This is a genomic window from Haloplanus sp. C73 (genome assembly GCF_051195115.1).
GTDB lineage: Archaea > Halobacteriota > Halobacteria > Halobacteriales > Haloferacaceae > Haloplanus.
In genome coordinates this window covers 227,726-242,591 of the sequence record NZ_JBNTJZ010000006.1, presented here as the reverse complement: position 1 = coordinate 242,591, position 14,866 = coordinate 227,726, and the positions used below count along the sequence as shown (strand labels likewise).

14 protein-coding genes are annotated in these 14,866 nt (G+C 64.3%); 11 read left to right on the top strand and 3 right to left on the bottom strand.

Annotated features, from left to right (window positions below):
• Positions 1–241 precede the first annotated feature (241 nt).
• Positions 242–673 carry a universal stress protein gene (locus tag ACQUSQ_RS12455; RefSeq protein ID WP_435069641.1) on the top strand — a complete coding sequence of 144 codons (432 nt, stop codon included), beginning with the start codon at positions 242–244 and terminating at the stop codon, positions 671–673.
• Here ACQUSQ_RS12455 and ACQUSQ_RS12450 read toward each other — a convergent pair.
• Both ACQUSQ_RS12450 and ACQUSQ_RS12445 read right to left on the bottom strand, forming a co-directional pair.
• Positions 670–1,302, bottom strand: a complete 633-nt coding sequence (locus ACQUSQ_RS12450; RefSeq protein ID WP_435069640.1) for a DUF420 domain-containing protein — start codon at positions 1,300–1,302, stop codon at positions 670–672. The genes ACQUSQ_RS12455 and ACQUSQ_RS12450 overlap by 4 nt on opposite strands.
• Positions 1,303–1,340: 38 nt before the next feature.
• Positions 1,341–2,390 carry an NAD(P)-dependent glycerol-1-phosphate dehydrogenase gene (locus ACQUSQ_RS12445; protein ID WP_435069638.1) on the bottom strand — a complete coding sequence of 350 codons (1,050 nt, stop codon included), beginning with the start codon at positions 2,388–2,390 and terminating at the stop codon, positions 1,341–1,343.
• 474 nt (positions 2,391–2,864) lie between these two features.
• On the opposite strand from ACQUSQ_RS12445, the gene ACQUSQ_RS12440 reads away from it, so the two are divergent.
• From ACQUSQ_RS12440 to ACQUSQ_RS12430, 3 genes are read left to right on the top strand one after another with little or no spacing between them, the layout of a single operon-like run.
• Positions 2,865–3,506: a hypothetical protein gene (locus tag ACQUSQ_RS12440; RefSeq protein ID WP_435069637.1), complete on the top strand. Its 642-nt coding sequence runs from the start codon at positions 2,865–2,867 to the stop codon at positions 3,504–3,506.
• On the top strand, positions 3,493–4,260 hold the full coding sequence (locus tag ACQUSQ_RS12435; protein ID WP_435069636.1) for a hypothetical protein: 768 nt from the start codon (positions 3,493–3,495) through the stop codon (positions 4,258–4,260). The genes ACQUSQ_RS12440 and ACQUSQ_RS12435 overlap by 14 nt, the downstream gene beginning before the upstream one ends.
• 58 nt (positions 4,261–4,318) lie before the next feature.
• Complete coding sequence (locus ACQUSQ_RS12430) at positions 4,319–4,813, top strand: hypothetical protein (protein WP_435069635.1); 495 nt, start codon at positions 4,319–4,321, stop codon at positions 4,811–4,813.
• Between the two features lie 130 nt (positions 4,814–4,943).
• On the opposite strand, the gene ACQUSQ_RS12425 is transcribed toward ACQUSQ_RS12430, so the two are convergent.
• The gene (locus tag ACQUSQ_RS12425) at positions 4,944–6,710 is read right to left on the bottom strand and encodes a PAS domain S-box protein (RefSeq protein WP_435069634.1); all 1,767 of its coding nucleotides are present in this window, start codon (positions 6,708–6,710) and stop codon (positions 4,944–4,946) included.
• Positions 6,711–6,814: 104 nt separating this feature from the next.
• On the opposite strand from ACQUSQ_RS12425, the gene aroA reads away from it, so the two are divergent.
• The 7 genes from aroA to dinB all read left to right on the top strand — a co-directional run bounded on the left by aroA (position 6,815) and on the right by dinB (position 14,843).
• The gene (gene aroA / locus ACQUSQ_RS12420) at positions 6,815–8,113 is read left to right on the top strand and encodes a 3-phosphoshikimate 1-carboxyvinyltransferase (protein ID WP_435069633.1); all 1,299 of its coding nucleotides are present in this window, start codon (positions 6,815–6,817) and stop codon (positions 8,111–8,113) included.
• Positions 8,103–9,260 carry a chorismate synthase gene (gene aroC, locus ACQUSQ_RS12415; RefSeq protein ID WP_435069631.1) on the top strand — a complete coding sequence of 386 codons (1,158 nt, stop codon included), beginning with the start codon at positions 8,103–8,105 and terminating at the stop codon, positions 9,258–9,260. The genes aroA and aroC overlap by 11 nt, the downstream gene beginning before the upstream one ends.
• Positions 9,261–9,325: 65 nt before the next feature.
• Complete coding sequence (locus ACQUSQ_RS12410; protein WP_435069629.1) at positions 9,326–10,087, top strand: DICT sensory domain-containing protein; 762 nt, start codon at positions 9,326–9,328, stop codon at positions 10,085–10,087.
• Positions 10,088–10,233: 146 nt separating this feature from the next.
• Positions 10,234–12,120 (top strand): 2-oxoacid:acceptor oxidoreductase subunit alpha, encoded by a 1,887-nt coding sequence (locus tag ACQUSQ_RS12405; protein ID WP_435069627.1) that lies wholly within the window; start codon positions 10,234–10,236, stop codon positions 12,118–12,120.
• Positions 12,121–12,123: 3 nt separating this feature from the next.
• Positions 12,124–13,062, top strand: coding sequence for a thiamine pyrophosphate-dependent enzyme (locus tag ACQUSQ_RS12400; RefSeq protein WP_435069625.1), 939 nt, complete (start codon positions 12,124–12,126; stop codon positions 13,060–13,062).
• Positions 13,063–13,123: 61 nt separating this feature from the next.
• Positions 13,124–13,552, top strand: a complete 429-nt coding sequence (gene lrpA1, locus ACQUSQ_RS12395) for an HTH-type transcriptional regulator LrpA1 (protein ID WP_435069623.1) — start codon at positions 13,124–13,126, stop codon at positions 13,550–13,552.
• A 37-nt stretch (positions 13,553–13,589) separates the two neighbouring features.
• A complete protein-coding gene (dinB, locus tag ACQUSQ_RS12390) occupies positions 13,590–14,843 on the top strand; it encodes a DNA polymerase IV (protein ID WP_435069621.1) in 1,254 nt (417 codons plus the stop codon).
• The last annotated feature ends 23 nt before the right edge of the window (positions 14,844–14,866 follow it).

The window sequence follows — 14,866 nt, the reverse complement described above, 5'->3', positions numbered from 1 at the left end:
CCGAGGGAGCTTCGCTCCCTCGCTGCTGGAGGAAGGCGGCCGACGTAAGCACCGCAGGCCGAAGGCCGAGGAGCGCAGCGAGGGGCGCGCACGGCGTGCCGTGCGCGGCTTCGAGGGGCTCTGCCGCCTCGCTACCCCCGACTCCAGCGAGTCGGGGCTTTCGAGGTGGTCCTAACTCCACCTACGTATCTGAACACTATCTGTCGGTGGACTTGAGAGGCGGCGCCACGAACGCGGGCGTATGTACGAACGCGTACTGGTGCCGACCGACGGCAGCGAGTGTGCGGCGGCGGCAACCGACCACGCCGTGGCAATCGCCGACCGCTTCGACGCGACGCTTCACGCCTGCTACGTCGTCGACACGGACGCCGTCGCCCACGCGGCGCCGGAACTGAGCCTCGACGACTTGCGTGAGACGCTCCGGGAGGAGGGCTCGGCGGCGACGGCGGCCGTCACCGAGCGGGCGGCGGCCGCGGGCGTCGAGACGACAGAGGTACTTCTCGACGGCGTCCCGGAGGACGCCATCCTCGACTACGTGGACGAGGCGGACATCGACCTGCTCGTGATGGGAACCCACGGCCGGCAGGGGCTGGACCGCTATCTGGTCGGGAGCGTCACCGAGCGACTCGTCCGCCGGAGCGACGTGCCGGTGGTCACGGTGCGAGGCGACTAGTCGCGAAGCGCGCCCGCCGGGGCCGCGACGAGGACGGCGGCTTCGACGAACTCCCAACTGTAAACGTGGTTGAGGAGGGCGTAGGCGACGACGCCGAGCGAGAGCGAGAGAATCCACGCGCCGGCGGCGATTCGACCGACTCGGGCGTGGCTCGTCTCCCGGAGTTCCGACGGCGTGTGCGTTAGCCCGAGGACGAGTGCGTAGAGAACGACCGGGACTGAGACGATAGAGAGGATGATGTGAATCGCGAGCATGATGAGGTAGGCGTAGTAGACGAGTTGTGGGCCGACGAACTCCTTGGTGCCGCCGCCGCCGATTTTCGTCAGATAGAGGACGAGAAAGACGAGGATGAGGCCGAAGGCAGTCGCCATGGCGGTGGCGTGTTTCGTCACCTCGTCGCGCCGAATCCACCGCCAGCCCGCGATAAGCGTCAGCGTCGCGAGCGTGTTGACGACGGCGATGGCGTCTGAGAGGAGGTTCACCTGCTGGAGCGAGAGGTCCGGAAAGACCGAGTCGGGCACGACGCCGAGGAACGTCCCCACGACGAGGGTGTAGCCCACGACGGAGAGGACGAGGGTGACGGCGGCGGGGTGGTCCTTGAGCGGGCCGCTAGCGCTTGCCGTTGCCATGACCGGCACTCGGGAGCGAACCGGCTTTGCTTTTCCGCTTATATCACGCCGGTCGTCGTCACCGCCTCGCGGGCCGCCGCCTCGCTGATGCCGTTGCCGAGGATGGTGTACCGGTCGCGGATGCGGTGGGCGGTCGTCAGCGCCTCGATGATGGTCTCCTCGTCGAAGCCGAGGTCGGCCGCCGTCGTCGGCGCACCGATGACGTCCAAGGCGTCGCGGATGTTTCGCCACATCCCCTTCTCGCCCTCGTGGAGGTAGGCGACGATGATAGAGCCGACGCCGACTTGGTGGCCGTGGAGAGCGCGGTCGGGCGCGATGCGGTCCAGCCGGTGCGAGAAGAGGTGTTCGGCCCCGCTCGCTGGGCGAGAGGAGCCAGCGATGGACATGGCGACGCCGGAGGAGACGAGCGCCTTCACGACCACCCACGCCGACTCCTCCAGCCCCTGCTTTATCGAGTCGGCGCTCTCGACGAGCAGTTCGGCGGTCATGCGCGACAGTTCGCCCGCGTACTCGGAGTAGTGGACGTCCTGCAGGCGGTGGGCGAGTTTCCAGTCCTCGACGGCGGTGTAGTTAGAGACGATGTCGGCACAGCCGGCGGTCGTGAGTTCCCACGGCGCCGCGGCGATAATCTCCGTGTCGGCGACGACGGCGAGCGGCGGGTCCGCGGCCACGCTGTGTCGGGTGTCACCCTCCGGAATCGAGGAGCGCCCGCTGACGATACCGTCGTGGCTGGCGGCGGTCGGAATCGAGATGAAGCCGAGACCGAGGCGGTCGGCGGCCATCTTGGCCGTGTCGATAGGTTTGCCGCCGCCGAGTCCGACCAGATAGGTCGCGGAGTTGGCCTCCGCGGCGTCGACGACTCGTTCGACGGCGCCGAAGCCCGCCGTCTCGACGGTGACGGTCGCGGGGTCGCCACCGAGATGGTCGCGAACCCGGTCACCGACGAGGTGGTCCGGCGTCGGACTCGTGACGACCAGCGGTCGCCCGGCGACCGAGAGGTCGGTGACGACGCTGTCGAGGTCGTCGAGAACGCCGTGACCCACGACGACGTTTCGCGGGAGCTTTATCCACGTCGACTTCTCGAACATGCACGTAGGTTCCGAGACATCACGGAAAGGTGTTGCCAAACGGTTAATGGGAATGTTTTCCGGGCTGTCGGTCAGGCTGCTGCGGAGGCTTACGTCCCATGTCGAGCAAACCCGACACAGGAGACAGCAGTATTCAACGATCCCGGTCGGAATAGTGCCAGAAGGGGTGAGGAGCATCAGTAAGCACTTCTGGTAGTTAGGATCCAACGAATGGGCCTCGTTGGGAGTCGATGAATCCGGGGGGATAACATCGATTGGGGATTAAGGCATGGACCGTTCCCATGAGTAGTACCTGCTTGCCTAAGCACTCCTGAGGAGGATGTCTCTATCATAACAGATCGAACGTTTATAGTAACAAAGATCCAGGGACTGATATCAGATTTGGCAATATTTTGGGCCAAAGACCGGGTCATATGGCGAAAATAATAAATCAAGTTAGTATGTCCAAACAGTCAGGCTAACAGTAAAATAGCAATGACAGATGAATCAGATCAATCCTTGGTAGAGATCAGCATAGGAAGCAATCAACTACGGATGGAGGGGACGGAGGAATTTCTCTCAGATCAACTAAGCACGATACTTGATCGGATTGACTTGTCGTCACAATCCGAATCCAAGCCCGCCGGAAATCCGGAAACAGTTTCCGAAACTCCAGAGCCAGAGCCAGAAACGGAATCCCAGAGTGAGGACAAAGAAAGGGAACCGAATGAGACCGAGGAAGTATCCTCAGAGACAGGGGATACAGAGTTACATAAAGTCGCACGCCGGCTTGACGTGGACCACGAAAAACTGGCAGAACACTTCTACATAGACGATGGCGGTATTCACGTCCATAGTCCGCTGAATATCGAACCGAAATATGCCCTTCTTGGCTACTGTACAATCAAGGAGATACTGTCTGATGATATCTATCATGACAACAAGGAAACTAAGGACAAACTGATTGATGTCGAAAAGGTTGAGATTGATCAGTGGGGGCGCGAACTCCTCCCTAGTCTTCGCTCAGTAGGTCTGATCAAGGACAATCCGAATGTGGATCGGGACCGAAACAAGCCTTTTAAGATAACCCCAAGTGGCCGGCGTGAACTAATTGAGTGGTTGAATGAAAACAATTGAAGATTTTTTCGAGGAAGTTCAGAGACTCAAGTCTCATCTTGAGGGAAAAAGTTCGAAGACGGTTCACACAAATGAGTACGAAGAAAGTTGCCGAGAATTATATGCTGATTGGCAAGAAGTGAAAATTAGCCTGAAGCCCCTCGCCGACCAGCAAATCATCGATTCGATGGATAAGGAGTTTACCGCGTTACTGAGAGAGTCACGCAAATCAAGGTCAAGCGTTCAAACTTCTGTGGGGCATCTCCGAGAGGTCGAGGATGAGTACATAGAACATGTCTACCCAGAGGTAAGCCACCGGGACATCAGTGCTGGCTTCATCCATAGTTTGGCAGCCGACCTAGAGCAGATTAGGACTGACAAGTATCATGACTACATGGAGGAGGCACTTCAGTGTGTCCAAGCCGGTGCGTATCGGGGTGCAGTTGTCCTCGGTTGGCAGGCAGCGATGTACGCACTCTACAAGGGGCTGGAGGCACACAACGACCCGATCCACGTAGCATACCAGAAACAGTTCCAGACCACACCAAACTTCAATATCACGGATTTCTGGTCGTTCCAGAAGATGAACGACCGCGATATATTGATTCTCGCCGAAAACGTAGGTCTGATCGACAAGAGTCTGAAGGATATTCTCGACAAGGAACGGGATATCCGGAACAAAGCAGCCCACCCCGGCCAATTCGATGTTGGTCCAAACGGAACCAAGGCGATGTTAGAGAAAATGGTGCAGTTATTGGTGAGTCTAGATCTGTAACGACTACTTTCACCTCGATGTCCTGACAACTAAGTGTTGTCAGGTCCTTGCCTACTACATGCGAGATACGATAGCCTCCCTGATTGGGGTAGACGACATCACTATTCCGCAAGTCACGGTTCAAATGGCCTCAGTCGGTTGGATGATTCTGTGTACTGTTGCTCGCTTCGGTTGGGCTGGAGCACTATGGCTCGGAGGGACGGTGGAGAACAATTCGCATCGTGTTCACGAGTGGGCAAGCACTGGTCGCCATGCAAGAGGAAATATCAACGGGAACGCAGAGAACATGATTCGGCATGCACGGAATACGCTCCATCCAGCTGACAAAATAGCGATGGTGGCCTCGATCGTTTTCGCAGCCGTCTCCCCCCCGTATGGGTTCCTGTTGCCCGTCGCAACCTATGTCGTGTTCTTCCATAACGCCGATGAATTGAAAGCGTCCAGTACGATCCTCGGATATCTCGGCATGGGCGTCTCTGCCGTTCTGAACGTGATGCTGATTGCTGCCTCATTTATTACCTCAAATCGATGGCGGAAAGAACAGTTCCGGTAGGTCAACCCACGCCTCAAAGTGATTCCCGATTTCGGCCCGTAAACGTTAGCAAGACCAACTAATAATATAACTCATCTGCAGTTCTCAAACATACCCACCCTACTCGACCGGGTCCTTTAGTAGCTGAGGGTCACCGCGACGGGAACGAGAGCGTGACCGTACTGCCCCGCGAGTCGTTCTCGGAGATGGTGACGTCGCCACCGGAGAGTCGCGTCACCCAGTAGACGAAGAGCAGTCCCAACCCCGTGTTGTGATGGAGTTGGTCGATATCCCGGTCGAGCTGTAAGGTCTTGCGCTCGATTTCGGGGATACCCGGCCCGTCGTCGGTGACTCGAATCAGCCCCCGCGACCCCTCGTCGACGATGGCGATACGGACCGTCGGCGTCCCCGTATCGTTGTACTGGATGGCGTTTGCCACGAGTTCGTCGAGCGCGTCCGGCAGGTCGGGGAGCGCCTCGACGACGACGCTATCACTTCGGGGGCAGGCGATGTCGGCGTCGGGATGTTGCTCGCTGAGGTCGGCGACGCGTCGCTCGACCAGCGCGGAGAGGTCCGTCGAGACGGCGTCGGGCGGGTCGGTGAGAATCTCGACGACGCGTCGCTCGCGGTCGGCCTGCTGGATGAGGTGGTCGGCGTACGACCGGATGCGCGCGATGCCCGCCTCGGGGTCGTCGAGCCGCCCGTGTTCGAGGTTCTCGGCGATGCCGCGGATGACGTTCATGTCGTTGCGGATGTTGTGACGAAGCCACTGTTCGAGCGCCTGCAACTGCCGCTTGCGCTCCTTGCGGTCGGAGACATCGCGACCGATGCCGACCACCCGCGGGTCGTCGCCCGGCGTCTCCAGCCGCCGGCACCGGAACTCGTAGGGACGGGTCCCGTGTTCGGTTCGGAGCGCGGCCTCGACGGTGTCGCTCCCCTCAGCGAGGACGGTGTCGATGGACTCGCGGATACGCGCCGCGTCCGGGCCGGGAAAGAGAGTCTCGACGCTCGACGACGCCAGTTCGTCGGGGGCGCGGCCGGTGACGTCGGTGACCGCCGCGTTCCACCGCAGGAGCGAGCCGCCGGCGTCGACGACATAGAACACGTCTTCGAGGGTGTCGAGCGCTGCGTCGATGAACTGGCGTTCATCTTCGAGCGCCGCCTGCGTCTCGCGGAGGGGCGTGATATCGAGGATGACGGCCTGTCCGATGTCCTCGCCGAGGAACTGTCCGACGGCCGTCGCGACCTGTACGGAGCGAACCTCGCCATCGGCGCGGCGAAGCCGCATCTGGGTCGGGCCGACGGACTCCTTGTGCCGAACGACGGCTTCGAGTTCGCGGCGCGCGAGGGCGTGGTCCTCGGGGTGGACGAACTCGAAGACCGACCGGCCGATGAGTTCGTCACGGCCGGACAGACCGAGCAAGTCGAGGGTGGCGTCGTTACACCAAATCGACTCGCCCGTCTCGTCGAAGAGGTTGATGGGCGCGGGCGACATCTCGACGAGGTGTCGGTAGCGGCGCTGGTGCTCGCCCGTGAGCACGCTCTCTGCGCGTTCGAACCCCCCTCGAAGGTGGTCGAGGACCACTTCCGGGTCGTCGTCGGCCGAGACACAGCCGCTCGCGCTGGCGTCGAGAGCGGCCTCGACGACCGTCTCCGACATGTCCGCCACGACGAGGACGAACGGGAGCGTCGGATGCGAGACTCGAACCGACCGCAGGAGACGAACGCCATCGAGCGTCGCGAGGTCGTAGCCGCTGACGATGGCGGCGACGTCGTCGGCGGCGACGCGGCCGAGACACGTGCCCACCGAGTCGGTGCGGGCGACGCGAAATCCGGCGTCCCGAAGCGGCGACACCAGCCGGTCCCGGAGCGGCGCGGGCACGTCGACGAGGAGGATTCGCGGCCCGTCCTCGGGCATCGTACGCTCCGAAGCAGTCAGCCCACCTAATGGTTGGGACGGGCACCCGAACCGAGAGCGCCGGCTTCGGTACGCTGATACGGCGGCCGTCCGACCGGTCGGGTATGGACGTGGACATTACCCGCTCACGGGTCGGGGGCCGAGCGCGCGCGCCGCCGTCGAAGAGCTACACGCACCGGGCGATTCTCGCGGCGGGGTACAGCGACGGCGCGGTCGTTTCGGATCCGCTCGTGAGCGCGGACACGCGAGCGACGATGCGGTCGGTCGAGGCGTTCGGCGGGCACGTCGAGCGCGCGGACGACGACCGACGGCTGGACGTGGACGGCTTCGACGGGCGCCCCGGCGTCCCGGCGGACGTCATCGACTGTGCGAACAGCGGGACGACGACGCGTATCGTGACCGCGTGTGCGGCGCTCGGGGACGGCCTGACGGTGCTGACGGGCGACGCGTCGCTCCGCTCGCGCCCCCAAGGACCACTCTTGGACGCCATCGAACAACTCGACGGGCGGGCGGAGAGCACGCGCGGTAACGGACAGGCACCGCTCGTCGTCGGCGGAGCCATCGACGGCGGCACGGTGTCGATTCCGGGCGACGTCTCCTCGCAGTACATCACCGCGCTGTTGATGGCGGGCGCGGTGACAACCGACGGCATCGAAATCGTCCTCGAAACGGATCTGAAGTCGGCGCCGTACGTCGACATCACGCTCGAAGTGCTGTCGGCGTTCGGTGTCGACGCGACGGAGACGAAGCGGGGCTACCGGGTGCCGGGCGGCCAGCGCTACGAGCGGTCGGAGGCGTACCCGGTCCCCGGCGACTTCTCCTCGATGTCGTACCTGCTCGCCGCGGGGGCGGTGGCGGGCGGCGACGAGGGCGTCGTCGTTGAGGGCGCACGCCCGAGCGCACAGGGTGACAGCGCCATCGTCGACGTCCTCCAGCGGATGGGCGCCGACGTGTCGTGGGACCGCGAGGCGGGCGAAATCACGGTCCGTCAGAGCGAGTTGTCGGGCGTCGACGTCGACGTGGGCGACACCCCGGACCTCCTGCCGACCATCGCCGTCCTCGGCGCCGTCGCGGACGGCGAGACGCGGCTCGTCAACTGCGAACACGTCCGCTACAAGGAGACGGACCGGGTGCGGGCGATGGCGACGGAGCTAGAGAAACTGGGCGCGTCGGTGACCGAGACGCCGGACACGCTGACGATTCACGGCGGCGACTCGCAGTTGACGGGCGCGCCCGTCGCGGGTCACGACGACCACCGAATCGTCATGTCGCTGGCGATTGCGGGGCTGGTGGCGGAGGGGACGACCACCGTCGAGGGCGCCGACCACGTCGACGTCTCGTTCCCGGGGTTCTTCGACGTGCTTTATGACCTCGGGGCCGAACTGAACGAGCATGAACGGTAACCGATTCGGTCGTCTGTTCCAAGTGACGACCTACGGCGAGAGCCACGGGGACGCGATGGGCGTCGTCGTCTCGGGCTGTCCCGCTGGTCTCGAACTGTCCGAAGACGACATCCAGCGTGACCTCGACCGGCGCAAGCCCGGCCAGTCGATGATAACGACCAGTCGGGGAGAGCCCGACGAGGTGCGCATCCACAGCGGCCTGCAGGACGGCTACACGACCGGCACGCCGCTCGGGATGGTCATCCAGAACAAGGACGCGCAGTCGGGGAAGTACGAGCCGTTCATCACGGCGCCCCGCCCCTCGCACGGCGACTTCACGTATTCCGCGAAGTTCGGCACGCGAAACTGGGGCGGTGGCGGGCGGTCGTCGGCCCGCGAGACGGTAAATTGGGTCGCGGCCGGCGCCGTCGCGAAGAAGATTCTGTCCGAGAACGGCATCGAACTCAAGGCCCACGTCAACCAAATCGGCGACATCGAGGCGCCGGACGTGAGCTTCGAGGAGATTGTCGAACACAGCGAGGAGAACGCGGTTCGGTGTGGCGACCCCGAGGTGGCCGAGGAGATGCGCGAAGTCATCGACGAGTATCAGACGGCGGGCGACTCCATCGGCGGCGCCATCGAGTTCGAGGCGCGGGGCGTCCCCCGCGGCCTCGGCGCCCCGCGCTTCGACTCCATCTCCGCTCGGCTCGGACAGGCGATGATGTCGGTGCCCGCGGCGACGGCGTTCGAGTTCGGCCTCGGCCGGGACGCGCGCCGCTACACCGGGTCCGAGCGCAACGAAGACTGGGAGTTCGACGATGACGGCGACCCCGTGCCCGTGGGCAACGACCACGGCGGCATTCAGGGTGGCATCACGACGGGCCAGCCGATTCGGGGCGAAGTGACGCTCCACGCGCCGACGTCGATTCCGAAGTCGCAGACGACCGTCGACTGGGAGACGGGCGAGGAGAAGGAGATTCAGGTCGTCGGCCGCCACGACCCGGTGCTTCCGCCGCGTGGCGTTCCGGTCGTCGAATCGATGCTCGCGCTGACGCTCGTCGACTACATGCTGCTCGCGGGACGCATCAACCCGGACCGGATGGACGACCAGCCGGGGCAGTACGACACCGACTACCACCCTCGTAGCCCGGAGAACGTCGACTCCTGACGCGCTCTCACGGCTGATAACCGGCCCCGGCGATATATACCGGCAGGGGCCGCCTGCACAGGTAGATGGGTGTCGACGCCAGTCCGTCCAGTATCCGCGAGTTCTTCGAGGAGGTGGACGAGAGCGACGTGTCGCTCGTGACTGTCAACCGCCAGCAGCCCGAGCAGATTCAGACGTTGCTGGCCGACGCCTTCGAGACGCAGTCGGTCGAACTGACCGAGCGGTCGGTGCCGGACCGGGGAGAGAACCTACTCGCGCTTCGCAAGGACGGCCGACTCAACGCCGTCTCGCCGCTGACGGAGGTGATGCGGTCGTTCCTGCTCGTAAACAGCGACCGGTTCAGGACGCGGACGGGGTTCGACCACGAGATACCCACCGTCCTCCGGGGACTGGACGAGACGCTGTTCGACCTTCGGGGGTATCCGCAGTCGAACAAGGAGAAACTCCTGCTGATTCTGCTGTCCAGACACATCGAGCGACGAGCGTACGAGGCCGGCGAGGGACGGCTCCGGTCGACGTTCCAGCGACTCTCGCGGCTCGAAGACGAACACGGGACGCGAACGGTGTACGAGCGAATCGCCGAGCGGCCGGTCGACGTCCACGTCTACGGGGTTCCGGACCGTGTGCCGGACCGTCTCGACGTGACCGTCCACGGCGGCACCAGCGACGAGTATCGAAACGCGTGGTGTGTCGTGTTCCGGTCGCCGGGGGAGAGCGGGGCCGCGCTACTCGCCTACCAGTACGAGCCGAACCACTGGCGCGGGTTCTGGACGTACGACGCGGAGACGGTGGCCCGCGTCGATAGCTACATCGAGCGGGCGTTGTGAGTCGCGAGCGGCGTCGATGTGTGAGGCCAAGACCTCCGTGAGAGAGAGTCTTACATCATTTTTGCATGGTAACGTATAGCAAAGGCTTTAGTCGACCCATAGTCAACTCTCTCGGTAGTGGCCCCCCGGAGGGCCGTGATGTAAATATGACTGACCACGAGCTCATGTGGCGAATCGCTGGTGGCTCGGGCGACGGTATCGCGTCGACCAGCCAGAACTTCGCCAAGGCCCTGATGCGAGCGGGCCTACACGTCTTTACGCATCGACACTATCCGTCGCGGATTCGCGGCGGGCACACGTACACGGAGGTACGCGCCGACTCGGACCCGGTTCGCTCTCGCGGCGACGGGTTCAACTGTCTGCTCGCGCTCGGCGACTCCTTCGCCCGCAACCCACAGGAAGGCGCCTACTACGGCGACGAGGAAATCAAGCCGCTGTCGGAGAACCTCGACGAACTCAACGAGGGGGGTGTCATCGTCTACGACACCGGCCTGCTGGACGCCGACGACATCCCGAACTTCGAGGAGCGCGCCGAGGAGAACGACTGGCACGTCTACCCAATCAATCTTCGAGAAATCGCCCGCGACCACGGACGGGAAGTGATGCGCAACACCGCCGGCGTCGGGGCGACGGCGGCGCTACTCGGCATCGACCTCGAATACTTCGAGGAACTGATGGCCGAGTCGATGCCCGAGGAGATTCTCGAACCCAACACGGAAATCCTCCACTACACCCACGACATGGTGAAAGAGGAGTTCGAGTTCACCCACGACCTCCGCGTGCCAGACGGGAGCCACGAGGAGGAACAGGTGCTGCTCTCGGGCAGCGACACCATCGCCTACGGCGCCATCGACGAGGGCTGTCGGTTCATCGCCGGCTATCCGATGACGCCGTGGACCGAAGTGTTCACCATCATGTCCCAAGCACTGCCGGAACTCGGCGGCATCTCCGAGCAGGTCGAAGACGAAATCGCGGCGGCGGCGCTCGCGCTCGGCGCGTCCCACGCGGGCGTCAAGGCCATGTCCGGGTCGTCGGGCGGCGGCTTCGCGCTCATGTCCGAGCCGCTCGGCCTCGCCGAGATGTCGGAAACGCCGGTCGTGCTGGTCGAGGCGATGCGAACCGGTCCCTCGACGGGGCTGCCGACCAAGCCCGAACAGGGTGACCTCGAACACGTCCTCTACAGCAGTCAGGGCGACTCGAATCGCGTCGTGCTGGCGCCGGGCACCGTCGCCGAGGCGTACGAGCAGTCGCGAATCGCGTTCGAACTCGCCTACGGCTACAACATCCCGGTCATCCTGCTGTACGACCAGAAACTCGGCGGCGAACTCATGAACGTGCCCGCGAGTCACTTCGACCGCGAGCCGAACGCCGACCTCGGCGCCGTGATGACCGAGGAGGCGCTGGAGGACGCCCCCCACGGACCGGGCGGGAAGTTCCACCGCTACCGCTACGACGCCGAGGACGGCGCCAGTCCGCGCTCTATCCCCGGTCAGAAGGGCGGGCACTTCCTCGTTACCGGCAACGAACACAATCAGGCGGGCCACATCGAGGAGAGCCCGACGAATCGCGTCACGCAGATGGAGCGTCGGATGTCGAAACTCGACGCCATCCGCGAGGACCTCGACGCGATGTCGACCCAGACGTACATGGGGCCCGACGAGGCCGAGTACGGCCTCATCACCTTCGGGAGCCAGCAGGGCACCGTCGCCGAGGCGGTCGACCGCCTCAACGACGCCGGTCACTCCGTCAAGGGTATCGGCGTCAGCGACATGATGCCCTACCCCGAAGCCGAGATGACGGAGTTCCTGGAGAGCGTCGACGAGGCGCTGGTGGTCGAGATGAACGCCTCCGGGCAGTTCCGCGGCCTCACGCAGAAGGAACTCGGTCGCTTCGGCGAGAAGCTATCCAGCCTCCTGAAGTACAACGGCGAACCGTTCGAACCCGCCGAAATCGTCGCGGGCTTCGAAGCGAGCATCGAGGGGAAGGACGTCCCCGACCAGCAGACGACGTACGTCCCAGCGGCAGGTGACTAACCAATGAGTGCATTCTCAGCCATCGGCGAGGAACGAGAGGTAGACCGCGAAGAGTTCACGCCCACGCTGGAGCCACAGGCGACGTGGTGTCCGGGGTGTGGTGACTTCGGCGTCCTGAAGGCGCTGAAACAGGCCATGCCCGAAATCGGCCGCAACCCCGACGAGGTGTTGCTCGTCACGGGCATCGGCTGCTCGGGCAAGCTAAACAGCTACTTCGAGTGTTACGGCTATCACTCCATCCACGGGCGCTCGCTGCCCATCGCGCGCGCATCGAAACTGGCCAACCCCGAACTCGAAGTCATCGCCGCCGGCGGCGACGGCGACGGCTACGGCATCGGCGGGAACCACTTCATGCACACCGCCCGCGAGAACCACGACATGACCTACATCGTCTTCGACAACGAAATCTTCGGTCTGACGAAGGGGCAGACGTCGCCCACGTCGCCGAAGGGTCACAAGTCGAAGACCCAGCCCCACGGGAGCGCCAAAGACCCCATCCGGCCCCTGTCGCTCGCCATCACCTCCGGCGCCTCCTACGTCGCCCGCACGGCCGCGGTCAACCCCAATCAGGCAAAGGAGATTCTCGTCGAGGCGATGCAACACGACGGCTTCGCACACGTCGACTTCCTCACCCAGTGTCCGACTTGGAACAAGGACGCCCGGCAGTACGTCCCCTACATCGACGTGAACGACTCCGACGACTACGACTTCGACCCGACGAACCGCGAGGAAGCCTCGCGAATGGCCACGGAGGCCGAGCAGTCACTCTACGAGGGCGAAGTCCTCACCGGTCGCTTCTACGTCGACGAGGACCGACCCTCTTACTCCGAGGAGAAACAGGCCATCGGCGAGATGCCCGACGACCCCCTCGCGGAGCGCTACTTCGACGAGGACTACGAGTGGGAGCGCACCCACGACATGTTCCTCGACCGTCATAAGTAGGCGCCGCGAATCGATTTTCGTCTTCGGAACATATTTTTTCCGGGAACCGAAACGGAGTGGTATGGGTACGCTCGATACGGAACGCCGAATTCTCTCTATCCTCGAAGAGGACGCACAGGCGTCCTACGGGGAGATTGCCGACCGCGCGGGGGTTTCGAAGCCGACGGTCCGAAAGTACATCCAGCGAATGGAAGACGACGGGGTTATCGTCGGTTACTCCGCGGAGGTCGACCCCAAGAAGCTCTCGGGGCAGTCTATCGCCATGGTGGGCATCGAAGTCGAGAGCGAGCGCTACGTCGAAGTGACGCGCGCGCTCAAGGCGATGGACACGGTCGAATCGCTCTACACCTCCTCCGGCGACCACATGCTGATGGCGGAGGTTCGGGCGCCGGACGGCGATGCACTCGGCGACGTCATCAGCGACGACATCCTCGATATCGACGGCGTGACCGCGACACATCCCTCCTTTCTCCAAGAGCGACTGAAGTGAGCGGAATCTTGAGGGTCGTCGGCGTCCGAGCGTAGGTATGGCTGGCGGCGAGGGCGAGACGCTGCCCGGGGCGGACGACGGTGTCGACGAGCGCCGCATCGTCTGTCACGTAGACATGGACTGCTTTTACGCCTCCTGCGAGCGCCTTCGAGAGCCGTCGCTTCGGGGCGAACCCGTCGTCGTCGGCATGGGCTACGAATCCGGCGAGCCACACGGTGCCGTCGCCACCGCGAGTTACGAAGCCCGAACCTACGGCATCGAGAGCGCCCAGCCCATCTCGACGGCGCTCGACCGCCTGCCCCGGCGGTCGGTCGCGGAAGACGACCCTGACCTCGACGCCGCGGAGGCGGGGCACTACCGCCCCGTCGACCTCGAATACTACCGCGAGGTGGCCGGCGAGATAAAGGAGATACTGCACGACTGCGCGGACCGGGTGCGCGAGGTGAGCATCGACGAGGCGTATCTCGACGTGACCGACCGGACGGCGTGGACCGTCGTCGACGGCCGCCCGCTGGCGGCGGGGTACGCCCGCCACATCAAGGAGCGAATCGGGCGCGAGGTGGGCGTGCCCGCGAGCGTCGGCGTCGCGCCGACGATGAGCGCCGCGAAAGTCGCGAGCGACCACGACAAGCCCGACGGACTGGTCGTCGTCGAACCCGGCGAGGTGTCCGAGTTCTTCGAGCCGTTACCGGTCGAGTCCGTCCACGGCGTCGGCCCCGTGACCGCGCGCGAACTGGGCGAGATGGGCATCGAGACGGCCGGTGACCTCGCGGCGGCCGACCCCGGCCCGATTCGAGAGCGGTTCGGCGAGCGAGGGCAGACTCTCTACGACCGAGCGCGGGGCCACGACGACCGGGCGGTGACGCCGACGGGACGCCCCAAGAGCCTCTCGCGGGAGTCGGCGTTCACCTCGGCGACCGACGACGCGGCGCGACAGCGCGAGACGGTCGCAGGGCTGGCGGCGGACGTGGCCGACCGAGCCGAGGGAAAGGACGCCCTCTACCGGACCATCGGCATCAAGGCGGTGACGCCGCCGTACGACGTGCACACGCGCGAGCGGTCGCTGCCCGGTCCCGTCGCCGACGCCGCCCTCGTCCGCGAGGTGGCGCTCGACCTGCTGGCGGAGTTCGCGGGCGAGTCGATACGCAAACTCGGGGTCCGGGTGTCGAATCTTCAGTTCGATGCGGCGGCACAGGCGCGGCTCGACGGGTGGAGTTCGGGAGGCGAGTCGGCGACGGAGTCGACCCGCTCGCCCGACGGGCAGTCGTCGCTGACCGATTTCGAGGAGTAGCATCTGACGCCCGTCTGACGCGG

What these genes read in the sequence shown, in the direction of transcription:
- ACQUSQ_RS12435 (WP_435069636.1), top strand. Translation starts at nt 3,493, where the DNA reads ATGAAAACAATTGAAGATTTTTTCGAGGAAGTTCAGAGACTCAAGTCT.
- aroA (WP_435069633.1), top strand. Translation starts at nt 6,815, where the DNA reads ATGGACGTGGACATTACCCGCTCACGGGTCGGGGGCCGAGCGCGCGCG.
- ACQUSQ_RS12430 (WP_435069635.1), top strand. Translation starts at nt 4,319, where the DNA reads ATGCGAGATACGATAGCCTCCCTGATTGGGGTAGACGACATCACTATT.
- aroC (WP_435069631.1), top strand. Translation starts at nt 8,103, where the DNA reads ATGAACGGTAACCGATTCGGTCGTCTGTTCCAAGTGACGACCTACGGC.
- ACQUSQ_RS12455 (WP_435069641.1), top strand. Translation starts at nt 242, where the DNA reads ATGTACGAACGCGTACTGGTGCCGACCGACGGCAGCGAGTGTGCGGCG.
- ACQUSQ_RS12440 (WP_435069637.1), top strand. Translation starts at nt 2,865, where the DNA reads ATGACAGATGAATCAGATCAATCCTTGGTAGAGATCAGCATAGGAAGC.
- ACQUSQ_RS12400 (WP_435069625.1), top strand. Translation starts at nt 12,124, where the DNA reads ATGAGTGCATTCTCAGCCATCGGCGAGGAACGAGAGGTAGACCGCGAA.
- lrpA1 (WP_435069623.1), top strand. Translation starts at nt 13,124, where the DNA reads ATGGGTACGCTCGATACGGAACGCCGAATTCTCTCTATCCTCGAAGAG.
- ACQUSQ_RS12445 (WP_435069638.1), bottom strand. Translation starts at nt 2,390, where the DNA reads ATGTTCGAGAAGTCGACGTGGATAAAGCTCCCGCGAAACGTCGTCGTG.
- ACQUSQ_RS12425 (WP_435069634.1), bottom strand. Translation starts at nt 6,710, where the DNA reads ATGCCCGAGGACGGGCCGCGAATCCTCCTCGTCGACGTGCCCGCGCCG.
- ACQUSQ_RS12410 (WP_435069629.1), top strand. Translation starts at nt 9,326, where the DNA reads ATGGGTGTCGACGCCAGTCCGTCCAGTATCCGCGAGTTCTTCGAGGAG.
- dinB (WP_435069621.1), top strand. Translation starts at nt 13,590, where the DNA reads ATGGCTGGCGGCGAGGGCGAGACGCTGCCCGGGGCGGACGACGGTGTC.
- ACQUSQ_RS12405 (WP_435069627.1), top strand. Translation starts at nt 10,234, where the DNA reads ATGACTGACCACGAGCTCATGTGGCGAATCGCTGGTGGCTCGGGCGAC.
- ACQUSQ_RS12450 (WP_435069640.1), bottom strand. Translation starts at nt 1,302, where the DNA reads ATGGCAACGGCAAGCGCTAGCGGCCCGCTCAAGGACCACCCCGCCGCC.